Annotated in this window: 8 protein-coding genes; 3 read left to right on the plus strand and 5 right to left on the minus strand. The window is 42.6% G+C overall.

Going from position 1 to position 12,875, the window contains the following annotated elements; genetic code table 11:
- The 3 genes from HY807_05425 to HY807_05435 form a co-directional block, all read left to right on the plus strand.
- A partial coding sequence (locus tag HY807_05425; GenBank protein MBI4825845.1) for a right-handed parallel beta-helix repeat-containing protein occupies positions 1 to 4,031 on the plus strand: 4,031 nt, incomplete at its 5' end.
- Between the two features lie 28 nt (positions 4,032 to 4,059).
- Entirely contained in the window at positions 4,060 to 4,617 is a 558-nt protein-coding gene (locus HY807_05430; GenBank protein ID MBI4825846.1) for a carboxypeptidase regulatory-like domain-containing protein, read from the plus strand.
- Positions 4,614 to 6,965 (plus strand): hypothetical protein, encoded by a 2,352-nt coding sequence (locus HY807_05435; protein MBI4825847.1) that lies wholly within the window; start codon positions 4,614 to 4,616, stop codon positions 6,963 to 6,965. Before HY807_05430 ends, HY807_05435 begins: the two co-directional genes overlap by 4 nt.
- 26 nt (positions 6,966 to 6,991) lie before the next feature.
- On the opposite strand, the gene HY807_05440 is transcribed toward HY807_05435, so the two are convergent.
- The 5 genes from HY807_05440 to HY807_05460 are packed head-to-tail and all read right to left on the minus strand — an operon-like array spanning position 6,992 to position 12,862.
- Complete coding sequence (locus HY807_05440; protein ID MBI4825848.1) at positions 6,992 to 7,831, minus strand: MBL fold metallo-hydrolase; 840 nt, start codon at positions 7,829 to 7,831, stop codon at positions 6,992 to 6,994.
- A 10-nt stretch (positions 7,832 to 7,841) separates the two neighbouring features.
- Positions 7,842 to 8,693, minus strand: a complete 852-nt coding sequence (locus HY807_05445; GenBank protein ID MBI4825849.1) for a 2-oxoacid:ferredoxin oxidoreductase subunit beta — start codon at positions 8,691 to 8,693, stop codon at positions 7,842 to 7,844.
- Positions 8,671 to 10,398 carry a 2-oxoacid:acceptor oxidoreductase subunit alpha gene (locus HY807_05450; GenBank protein MBI4825850.1) on the minus strand — a complete coding sequence of 576 codons (1,728 nt, stop codon included), beginning with the start codon at positions 10,396 to 10,398 and terminating at the stop codon, positions 8,671 to 8,673. The genes HY807_05445 and HY807_05450 overlap by 23 nt, the downstream gene beginning before the upstream one ends.
- 8 nt (positions 10,399 to 10,406) lie before the next feature.
- The gene (locus tag HY807_05455) at positions 10,407 to 10,868 is read right to left on the minus strand and encodes a ferritin family protein (GenBank protein MBI4825851.1); all 462 of its coding nucleotides are present in this window, start codon (positions 10,866 to 10,868) and stop codon (positions 10,407 to 10,409) included.
- A 32-nt stretch (positions 10,869 to 10,900) separates the two neighbouring features.
- On the minus strand, positions 10,901 to 12,862 hold the full coding sequence (locus HY807_05460; protein MBI4825852.1) for a thioredoxin domain-containing protein: 1,962 nt from the start codon (positions 12,860 to 12,862) through the stop codon (positions 10,901 to 10,903).
- Positions 12,863 to 12,875 lie beyond the last annotated feature (13 nt).

Genomic DNA, 12,875 nt, shown 5'->3' on the forward strand with positions numbered 1-12,875 from the left:
ATGAGAGAAATGGTAATTGGGACATCTATCTATATGATATCTCAACAGGGACAGAGACCCGGATCACTAATGATCCCGCAGATCAGTATCAACCGGTCATATCAGGTGATTACATCGTCTGGCCAGATACAAGAAATGAAAACAATGATATTTATATGTATAACATCTCAACAGAAATTGAGACACGTGTAACTACCGATCTATCAGAGCAGGGATCTCCTGATGTCTCAGGAAACAGAATAGTTTTTGATGATGAGAGAAATGGTAATTGGGACATCTATCTATATGATATTTCAACAGGGACAGAGACCCGGATCACTAATAATCCCGCAAATCAGTATCAACCGGTCATATCAGGTGATTACATCGTATGGGTAGATACAAGAAATGGCAATGAAGATATTTATATGTATGACATCGCAACTGAGACAGTGACTCCTATCACCTCTGACTCTGCAGATCAGCACCAACTAACCATATCAGGCAATTACATCGTCTGGAAAGATACAAGAAATGGCGATGATGATATCTACATGTATGATATCGCAACTGCGACAGAGACACAGATCACCTTTGATCCTGCAGATCAGTATTTACCTGCAATATCAGGAGAGTATATCGTTTGGATAGATAGAAGAAATGGCCCTCGAGAGATTTATATGTATACAGGTTCAGGTGACGGCATAGGAGATAACGCTGACAACTGTCCTGATGTCTATAACCCTAAAGCTGATTGGATAGATATTAATGGTAGTCCTCATATTGATGAACAGCCTGATTATGACCTTGATAATATAGGTGATGCATGTGATCCTGATGATGACAATGACCTAATGCCTGATGATTGGGAGGTGGAAAATGGCCTTAACCCGCTCATGAATGATGCAGGCCTTGATCCTGATAGGGATGGTGCTACTAATTTGGAGGAATATCAGAATGGAACTGACCCGCAATTAAATGCTATGGATGCAGATAATGACGGCATTTTGAATGACATTGATGGTAACGGCATAAGCGGTGAAAATCCATGCAGAGGCGGCAATACTGATAATTGTGATGACAACTGTATTTACGTTGCAAACCCTTTACAGGAAGACAGCGATAATGACGGCTATGGTGATGCATGTACCATTTCTCATTGCGTGAATAACAGCGCAGATCTTCAGCTGGCACTGACCGACGCAGAAAGTAATGGTTCCAATAATCTCATAAAGCTTGTAAAAGGAACTTATAGAACAAGTGAAAACGATAATAGGTTTTTCTATTATTATTCTGATAAACCTTATGGTTTAATTGTCCAAGGAGGATATTCGAGTGATTGCACTGTCAGGGACAATGATGCCTCAAGTACTGTTCTTGATGGTGTGAATATGAGTGACGGGGTTATCGGGTTAGAGGCATATCCTGATTCTGCTGTTCCCACACATGTGAAACTGCATGTAGATGGAGTAGCTATTAAAAATGGATGGTACGGGCTTATGATGTCTTCTGGCAGCGCGCAGTTAGAAATAAGCAACAATATTATCAGGAATAATTATGAAGACCCTTTAGGAGCCTGGTCTGACAGTGGGAATATTGTCGTAACAAATAATTTGATCTATGACAATAACGTGACCATGAAAGGAGAAGCATGTGAGTTATCGATTTATGAAGCAGGAAAGTTATATGTAGCAAACAATACAATTACAGAGAACAATAGTGATAATCGTACTTTTAATGGCCGTTATAGAGGAGCTTTGAATATTTACCTGAATTCCGAGAATGCAAAGGCATCCATTTTAAACAATATCGTTTTCAATAATGGAAGTACGGATATCACTATTAATGGTGTATCAGGAAATACGCCGGACGTGGCTTATGTTTACAACAATTACTATAGATTGTTAAGGCCTTATGGAATAAATATAAATCAGGCGCCAAATATTAACTTAAGTATTATCACTGACCCATTTTTCCAAGACCCGTTATTTGTGAATAAGTTAAATAATGACTATCATCTGTCATCAACCTCACCTTTAATAGATAGAGGGAATGACTCTGCTCGTTTACTTACTGAGGTAGACTTTGAGGGCGATAATAGAAAATTTGGCAATTCCGTTGACATCGGTGCTGATGAATATACATTGTATGATTCGGACGGTGATGGATACCGTTCTGACGAAGATTGCAATGATAACGATATACTGACTTACCCCGGAGCACCGGAAATTTGTAATGGCATTGATAATGATTGTGACGGCATTATCGATGTTGCCGGATGCTCTGTTACATGGGACGGCTCTGAATCAACTTCATGGGATGATCCACTGAATTGGAACCCTGAATTTATACCCTCTGCCAATCATACCGTGATCATTCCTCAAAATGCGTCCGTTTCTCTTAGCGAAGATGTTGAAGTCAATATGTTAACCATCGGGACAGGCAGCAGTTTAATCTTGAACGGCTACAACCTGACAGTCAATGGGGATATCATTATCAACGGCACATTGGATGCTTCAAGCGGAACTTCTGACATCACCATAACAGGCAACTGGGAGAATCATGGTGATTTTATTGCAGGGCTATCTACTGTCAGGTTAGTCGGAACAGGCCAGTCAATATATGGCTCAACCACATTCCACAATTTAGAGAAGATTTCAGATACAGGAGATACCTTGACCTTTGAGGCCGGAAGCACGCAAACCTTTACTGGGGAATTGACGCTCAATGGTACAGATGGCAATCTCCTCTCATTGGAGAGTTCTGAACTGGGTAGGCAGTATACGATTGATCCGCAGAGCACATATCAAATATCTTTCGTGAACATGAGTGACTTATCGAGTACAACTCAGATCATCGCCTATGACTCAGAGAATTTAGGCAATAATGACCATGTAACCCTTGACATACCTCCAATGGCAACAACTAATCCTGCGAGCAATATCAATGGGGATTCTGCTGTCTTGTACGCATCAGTCAATCCAAATGCATCACAAACAACAGTCTATTTTGATTGGGGGACAGATACATCTTACGGACACTCAACTCCCGGCCAGTCCATAGGCAATGGGACAGTGAATACAACAGTTGCCGAGTTCATAACAGGGCTGGCACCAAATACTGTTTATCACTTTAGGGCAAGAGCTGTGAATGCTGCCGGTGAAGTCACTGGTTCAGATGCAAGTTTCAGGACATCTCTGATTGTTTTAAATATAACCTACCCTTCTGACATTGCCGCAATAGAAAGACCGGATACTATGGTCAGCGGAACGATTATCAACGGCACTAATTACGAGACTGGTGTTACCGTCAACGGAGTTGTTGCAGTTGTTTATGGGAATCAGTTCTTTGTGAATCATCTGCCTCTTGTTCAAGGGTCAAATACTATTACTGTAAATGCAGTCGATGTTAATGGTAATACTGTCCAAAAAGAAATAAATGTAGTTGCTGATATAGCACAACCGTATGTGACATTGAACTCAAATATCGAATCCGGCATTTCGCCTATTGATGCATATTTCTCCGTTGATACAGCGATACCGAATTCCGTATCAACCTATCAGTTGGACAATAATTATAATGGGACAACTTTCCATCTTGATTATGATGACGTTAACTTTAATAACGTCATGGTTCAATATACTACCGAAGGAGTTCATTATCCAACCATTGCTGTTACAGATGATCAAAATCCCGGCACTACATACTTTGATATGATTGCAATAGTTGTTCAGAATAAAGCACAACTTGATGAGTTGTTACATGGGAAGTGGGAGGGGATGAAGACAGCACTGGGGAATCAGGATATAGAAACATCTCTTAATTATTTTGTTTATGATGTTCGAGACACTTACAGGCAGATGTTTAATCAATTTGGTTTTGCAAAAATTAGTTCTATTTTATCAAGAAACACTGATTTCAAACTATCTGTAAATTACGGAAGAGTTTTGGAATGCGGAGCCATAAAAACAGAGGATGATGGCACTTCATACTCTTATCCTGTCCATTTCGTTCTTGATGAAAATGGGCTATGGAAGATTGGGGGATTTTAACATGATTATTTTGAGGAGGATTTTCAATATGAGAATTTTATGTCTTGTGCTGATGATGGTCATATTCATGGCTACCGGGTGTTCGGCAGAGCCGAAGATAATTACAGGCACAGTCGTTGATGCTGAAACCGGTTCCCCTATTGAAGGAGCAGTTGTTCTTGTTGAATGGACAAAGGCGGAGGGAGTGCCGGGATTGGCAAGTACAAAATCGGATAAGGTTGTGGAAGTTATTACTGACAAAGATGGGCAGTTTACCGTTGAAGATGTGAAGAAGCTGCTTATTGGCCAGCCGGATGTTGCTGTTTACAAAAAAGGGTATGTGACATGGAGCAGCAGATGGGTTTTTCCTGATCGTCAGAATAGAACAGATTTTAAGTGGAGATCAGGGAATATATATAAACTTGACAAATTTAAGGATACATATAGCTATGTTGACCATCAAGGATTTACTATGAGTGCGGTCAATAGCACTATTGGTGGTCCAAATGATAAACAACTTTTTTTGCGGACATATTCAGATGTCGAAGAGAAGCAGGTAATTCTTGAGCTAAGCGAAAGAGAAAAGAAGAAACGGAGACGTCCATGATAATCAGAATTTATGCAATAATATGTTCTCTCATTATTTTTCATCAGGGTATTGTGTTTGGGTATGACGATCAAACAACACATCCTGATATCACTAATAAAGCAGTGATAGATGCATCCAGTCTTGATACATTTATGAGGACTTCTCTCGGCTTTGAGAAAGGCGTAAATTCACGTTTTCCCTCTAATTCTCAAGATCCAACAACTTCAGCACTTGAACTGCTTATGACTGGCTCCACTGACGAAGACTCCCCAGCCTGTCGCGCATCCAACCATTTTCATGACCCACTAAAAACATGGAACCAGTCAGGCATGAGCGATGAGCCATCGTGGCTGGATGCCAAGTGTTTATTCTGGCTACCCAAGTTTTCAAACATAACATGGGCCACCGGATATTTATCACCACCGCCGGTTGGGCAAAAACAGACATTTTCATCAGATCCTTACTATGCCCCGATTAATTGGGATAAGGCAAGAAATTATTTTTATATGGCATTAACTGCTACTGCAAAAGAAGATAGAGAGGCTAACTTTGCAAGCACATTTAAGACAGTGGGGCATGTCTTGCATCTTTTGGAGGATATGGCTGTGCCTGCGCATGTCAGAAACGATTTCACATCACATGTCGCATTTAACAAAATAACATCTGATGATTTTGTAAAATGGTTCGGTAATCACTATGAATATTATGTTCAGACACACACAAATACTGTAACAAGCATTCCTGCTTCCGATATTAACAATAACTATCCATCCTTTACCAATCCTCGGCTTACAGATTTTTGGGATACGGATCAATACACGGGGGATAATCCTTCTTCCGGGTTAAACATTGGCTTGGCTGAATTTACAAATGCAAATTACCTAAGCGATTCTACCATTCCTTACACACTAAGGATGCCTTATCATATGTACACATATCCGAAAATTGACGACCCAAATAAACTACAGATATGTAGTGATTATGAGCCAGGATCACTTGATAAGAGAGTCTACCTTAGCAGAATCGATAGAGGTCCTTGTCCCCTGATAACCGAAGCACGAACAGTAGATCATTTTGCAGCTCTCGGGTTTTGGAATGATTTTTCTGTAAATACAATAATAGATTCTTTTTTGCATAACGATCCAACTATGCTTGTAACACCCATATCACTTGATGATAATGTACATAAAACTTATGCAAACGATCTCATCCCCCGAGCCGTCGGCTACTCCGCTGGGCTGTTGGATTATTTCTTCAGGGGTGATATCGACCTTATAGAAACAGATCAAGGGAATGTAATAGTTAACAATACCAATGAAGAGATAGATGGAACGTTTGAGCTTTATTATGATGATAACAGGGATGGCTCAAGACATTTTTTGTGGAGCAGCTACCTTTTTATAGAGGGAGATAACAGAAGCACCGACTTCAACTTAATCCCTCCCCCATTTGCAGATCTATCGGCCCAATACACCCTTGTCTTCAGAGGAAGACTTGGGAGTGAAGAAGGTGCGGTCTTCGGCAAGGTCGTTGATCCTTTTTTTGATGTATCAAAAGTGCACTTCATAGTTTTCAGGGATCATGACCGTAAGATAAGAGACAATCAAACACACGAATATAAATACCCCGGATCTATAAGCGCGCCTACACCATATGTGGAGTCAGGTGACGACAGAAGCGGATATTACAACACCCAAAGCATTTTAATGATAACAGCCGCAACAAGGACCGTGCCGGAAAGCTGGGGCTTTGCTAACAACACGCAGTATTACTGGAACGTGCAGCCGGTTTCTGGGCAGGCAATACTCGTTCAGGAGGGAACAACGCCGGGGAATAGGCGGTTATATCATAAAGCGATAGTCAATGTAGGAGATCATAGTTTCACTGTTAATAGAATCGAGAGATCTACTCGTGGATTTCTTAATCATCCAACAGATAGTCACTATGTATATGTCAATTCTACACATACAAGCAGCCCGCTGCATAGCACATATTTTAATGATGGTTATGACGCAATCCCCGATAAATGTGACAGTTCAATTATATTCATGCAGCCATTCTGGTCAGGAGGTAATGCCAATAGTGTAATATGGTTATTCGGGGACCCCTACACGTCTCATTTCACTCCCAGCTATACAGATGTATATGGCGTGGATCGTTTTGGTAGAAATCCAGAATTTACCGGAGATCCTTCATATAGCGCTTTTCCTGGGGAGCTTTGGTTTGGTAATGAAAGCGAACCATGGTTTGTCCATGAGAATGGTAGCGATGTAGGTTGGAGGCAACTATCAACTGAGGAGATCAACGCAGATTGGGTTGAGATGTATTCGGGGCATAACCTGATGTATCCGCCGTTGCCATTTTAAAAGAAATAAGGACGGAGGATATGAACTTATAACTCTATCTCCATACCCGGATATGCGGCAAAGCATTTCAGGTTTGAATTGTTTTCGAGAATGATTTGCTGACAATCATTGACAATACCATCAAGCTCATCATCTGACCTGTTCTGATTATGATGAAAAAGGCCGAACATCTTTGCGTTTGACTCAATAGCAAGTTTAAGCGCATCCTTGTACGTGGAATGGCCGAATCCCCTTGTTTTTATATATTCCCCTTCAGTATATTCCGAGTCATGTATCAGTAAATCCGAGTCTCTCGAAAACTCAAGGTAATCATCGAACTGAAGCCCTCCCGGATGATTGAATGTGAATTCGTTGTCAGTAATAAAGACAAATGATTTTCCATCCTCCTCGATCTTGTAACCAACCCCGAGGTTCGGGTGGCTGAGCTTTATGCGGCTTATCTTTGCCGATCCGATATGAAGAATGCTTTCATATATTTTAGTGAAGCTGATATTGGCGGCAAGGTCTTTAAAGCAGACGGGGAAGAAAGGAGGCCTCATCGTCTTTGACAGGAACCTGTGCATGTCAGCCTGCGCTGTTGGAAATCCGTACAGGTTTATCTGCGACTTTTTCAGATAGATCGGCTTGAAGAATGGGAATCCCAACATGTGATCCCAATGCGAATGAGTAAAGATGATGTGAAACTTGCGGCGGCCTTCAGTTATAAATCTGTTGCCTAACCTTCTGATGCCTGTTCCGGCATCTATGATTATGACCTCATCGTCCTTTGTCCTGACCTCAATACAGGTGGTATCGCCTCCATATTTCAGATACTCTTTTCCTGAAACAGGGATTGAGCCCCTGGCTCCCCAACATCTTATGATCATTATTCAGTCCTTAATAAAACAATTTTAACGCGGCTTCCAATTTTGACAAATCAAAGGATTGATTTACAAGAGGGCTTTCTTTAATGACCGGTATCATATCTTCATAAGTGTGGCGGTTATTCCTGTATATAATTCCAAGCGGTATTCTATCTCCCCACTCCAGCGACCTTTCAAACGCCTTTAACCTGTCCTCAGAATTGTATTCAGGCTCAATGTGATAGACCCTTTCAGCATACCATTTGTACGTATTAACTTTATTAAAAGAAACACAGGGTTGCAGTATATCAACTAAGGTAAAACCTTTATGGTTGACAGCCTCTTTTATCAATCCTTTAAGATGCTCTGAATCGCCTGCATATCCTCTTGCTACAAAGCTGCAATCCAGCGCCACGCCGAGCGCCATCGGGTTAAGCTGTTCCGAGAAGACTCCGAAAGGCTGGTTCTTTGTCCTGGTTCCTTCGGCAGTTGTCGGGGACGCCTGCCCCTTTGTTAATCCGTACACCTGATTGTCATGCACAAAGAGCTTCACATTGATGTTTCTTCTTATGGCATGCAGCAGATGATTGCCGCCCTCTCCATAGCAGTCGCCGTCGCCTGCAACCGCCATGACGATCATCTTATGATTAGCAAGCCTGATACCTGTAGCAACAGGAAGTGTGCGGCCGTGAAGCCCGTTAAAGGTGTTGCATTTTGTGTAATGCGGAAACTTCGCTGCCTGCCCTATCCCTGAGACGATAGTGAATTGATGAGGCTCTATCCCCATCTCCACCATGGCCTCATTAAATGACCTGAGGATATTAAAGTTGCCGCATCCCGGACACCATGCCGGCGTCTGTCCTTTATAATCTTCCAATGCGGGCATTCACCTCTCCTAAAAGTCCGTCTAAAGTAAAAGGCCTTCCGTCGTACTTCTTTATCTCGTTCTCAAAAAAGATGTAACCTGTCTCTGACTTTATCAGTCTGGCAAACTGTCCTGTGGCATTATTCTCAATGCAGACCGCCAGTTTGGAATTATTCAGTAAATTTAAATAATTTAATTTCTTCTCTAAAGGAAAAGGATATATCTCGCTGAAATGAAGCATGGCTATCTTATTTTCATTTGACAGAATATCAACTACCTCTTTTATCACGCCGTATGTCGAGCCCCAGCCGACAAGCAGAATGTCAGGATCCTTATCACCATACAGAAGAGGCGGAGATATCTCTTCTCTTATCAAAGGCATTTTTTTGAAAAGCCTCTTCTCGATCATCCTGTTCCTCGTCTCAGCATCCTCTATGATATGTCCTTCTTCATCATGCTCATCACTGTCTGTGACAACGAGATGTTCTGACGCGCCGGGAACCGCAAGAGGAGAAATACCGCTTTCTGTAAAAGCATGCCTTCGGTACTCAGAGAGTTTTACAAGTTCTGCACCGCGCAGCCTGCGGTCAATATATTTGATCCTGTCAGCAGCAAAACTGTCATACGTCCATTGAGTATCAGCAAGATACTGATCAGAAATAATAAATGCTGGTACCTGATATTTATCAGAGAGCTCAAACGCCTTGTTCGTGAGATAGAATGCCTGCTCGGGGGTGCCGGGCGCAAAGACTATTTTGGGGAATTCACCATGCCCGCTGTGAAGAAGAAAGAGAAGGTCGCCCTGCTCTGTCCTTGTCGGAAGGCCTGTCGCAGGCCCCGGCCTCTGTCCAAGGGCAATGACTATAGGAGTTTCAGTCATACCGGCAAGCGAAACGCCTTCCTGCATCAGTGCAAAGCCGCCGCCTGAAGTGCCTGTCATCGCCCTCACACCGGCAAACGATGCGCCGAGCGCCATGTTTATCGCTGATATCTCATCTTCCGCCTGCTCAACAATTATTCCGTACTCTTTCTCTTTATCGGCAATATAGTTCATTATTCCTGTTGAGGGCGTCATAGGATAAGCTGAATAAAATTTACATCCTGATGATATCGCGCCCAGCCCGGCCGCCTCTGTGCCGGTGATGAGCATTTTACTATTTGACGGTTTCTGTAATGTGAAAGAGCATTGAGCACATCTGGTTTTTGTATACTCATGTCCGGCAACTGCTGCCTTTATATTTCCGCTGATGACATCATCGCCCTTTGTCCTGAACTCTTCCCTGATCAGCCCGATAAGAATATCAGTCTCAATTCCTAACATTCCGAGTATGGCTCCTGTAGCCGCGGTATTGAGCATGACCTTATTGCCGCCATGCTCTAAAGCCAGATCAGAAAAAGGCACATCAAGAAAATACGGCTTATCATGTTTCTGCTTGTGAAATGAGGAGTCATATATAAGGATCCCGTCAGCGGCAAGCTCTGCCTCATGTCGGAGAATGCTCCCGGTATCAAGGGCAACAAGTATGTCGATATCCTCTCTGCTTGCAGAAACAGGTTTATCAGAAAATCTTATCTGATAGAAATTATGCCCGCCCCTTACACGAGATTCATAGTCCTGATGGGTAAATACATGATAGCCGGACCTGGAGAATGTCTTTGCCAGAGTGCCGCCGATGGTCTGTATGCCCTGCCCTGCCTCGCCGCCGATCTTTATCGAATAATCCATTCTTATAATTATTTCATCAACTGCGCGATCAGTTTTATATGGGACTTCTCCTCATTGATTATTTCGTCCACGACCTTCCACTCTATCACAAGGTCGCGCATGCTGTAAAAGTAAAGCAGCGTCTCCTTCTCAAATAAAATCGCATGGCGCAGTGCATCATTGCTTGTCTTAATATTCTGCAGTGACGGCAGCGCTTTTTTGCTTCCAAGAAAGAACTCAGACTCAACAATGGCCCTAAGATAGTGCGATGCCTCATCCCAGTCAACAAGGCTCTTGGTAGAAATCTGATCTTTCAGGCCGATGAAGACCTGCTCATGCTTAAGCTCCTGCCCCGCCAGCAGTTCAAAAAGCCCGCAGAGCTTACTATCATCCCTGAACTTCTCAGCCAGTTTTGTATAAAACTCATACCCGAGTTTCTCTGTCTGCACCGCCTGTTCAACTATCTCCTGAATGGAATAATTCATGTTCATCTCCTCCTGATGAATGTTTATTTAATTTTAAATCAATTGCAATATTTTATCTCAATAAAATTCTTTAACCCTGCCGGATCAGTGATCGGATCAAAACAGGTATTGCCGATACATGGGATGATGCGGCTGTTATCAGCCTCAAAGCTGATTGCTTTATATGGATAAAAAGCTGTTAACGCGGACTTTGCCAGTTCACTTTCAGGAAGAGACTGAACCGTGAGTTCAAGCATGTTAAAGCCTGCGTCCAGCGCTGTGAAATAATGAGCTGAATGAATTCCCGTCTCCTTTGCTCCTGAATAGAAGTATTTCAGTGAACGGTCAGAATATTCCTTATATTTTATATCGCCGGTTATATGATAAAGCTTCATTAAAAGGATGGCGGCTATCGAATTGGCTGAAGGATGAGGAATATCATCAATGCTCTTAATTCGTATATCAAGCAGGCTGTCAGGTGAATCAAGAAATCCGCCCTCTTCCATGTCCCATAACCGTTCAATACATTTATTCATGATCTCTTCAGCAAGTGAAATGTATGAGCCGGAAGCGGTAACTTCATAAGCTGATATAAGTGCGTCTGTAATATGGACATAATCTTCAAGAAAGGCATTAACACCTTCAATGTGATACAGCTCCCTGTCTTTGTAATGCATGAGCATTATCTTGTCGAGGCTTTTTATCGCAATGTTTCGGATATCTTTGTCATTAAGCACCTTGTAAGTATTTAAGAGCGAAGAGATTAGCATGCCGTTTATCGAGGTGTACATGGCCTTGTCAATGAACGGCATAACCCGCAATTCTCTTTGTGAAAGAAGCTTGGCCTTGCCGGCCTTTATAATATCAGCGGCCTTTTTAATGTCAATACCGGTAATTGAAGATATCTCTTCCAATGTCATTGATAAAGACAAGACCATCCTTGAAGGGTCATGATGCATCGCCCCGCCTTTATGCAGGAAATAGAGGGACAGGATCTTGAACTCTTCATCATCAAGAACCTGTCTGAATTCATCTTTCGTCCATGTGAAGTACCCGCCTTCGTCATCAGGAGAGACGTCAGCGTCCTGGCTTGTATAAAATCCGCCCTCAGGGTCATATAGCACTTTCTTTATAAAACCTATGATGCCCTCTGCGATCTCCCTGAAATGTTCATCCTTAAATAGCGCATATGCATCGGCGTAGTTTCTTAAAAGCCACGCATTGTCATCTGCCATCTTTTCAAAATGAGGGATATTCCATGAAGCGTCAACGGAATATCTGTGAAAGCCGCCTCCGAGCTGATCATAAAAACCCCCGTTTGCCATGGAGAGGAGCGTCTTTCTTACCGCGTTAGAAACAGACTCATCCCTTGTAAAAAAATACCTGTTCATGAGTAAACCTATGGCGCCTGGCATGGGGAATTTCGGGAAGGTCCCGAAGCCTCCGTTTACAGGGTCAAGCTCATTAAGAATTTTCAATACCGCGTCATTAATGCTCTTTCTGTCCGGTTCACCCGAAGCTGACAGCCTCTCTTTCAGAAAATCAAGCACCTTAACAGTATATTCATTAACTTCATCTCTTCTGGTTCCGTAGAACTCGGAAACCGCTGCAAGCACCTTCTTGAAACCGGGCCTTCCAAAGCTGTCGTCCTGGGCAAAATATGTTCCGCCGTAGAATGGTTTTTTATCAGGCGTAAGAAAGACGCTTAACGGCCATCCCGATCCGTAGCCCATTGAAGAGACAGCCTGCTGGTATCTCCTGTCCACATCAGGCCTTTCATCACGGTCCAGTTTGATGCATATGAATTTCTCATTCAATATCTTCGCAACCTCATCATCCTCAAAGCTCTCCTTTGCCATTACATGGCACCAGTGGCACCAGACAGCGCCTGTGCTCAGAAATACAGGTTTGTCCTCTACCCCAGCTTTAATAAAAGCTTCATCTGACCAGGGATACCAGTCGATCTTATGGTGAGATGCGTGTTTCAGGTACGCAGAGTTTTCTTTTGAGAGTCTGTTCATTCAGGCTTATATC

This window comes from Nitrospirota bacterium, from assembly GCA_016207885.1.
GTDB lineage: Bacteria > Nitrospirota > Thermodesulfovibrionia > UBA6902 > UBA6902 > JACQZG01.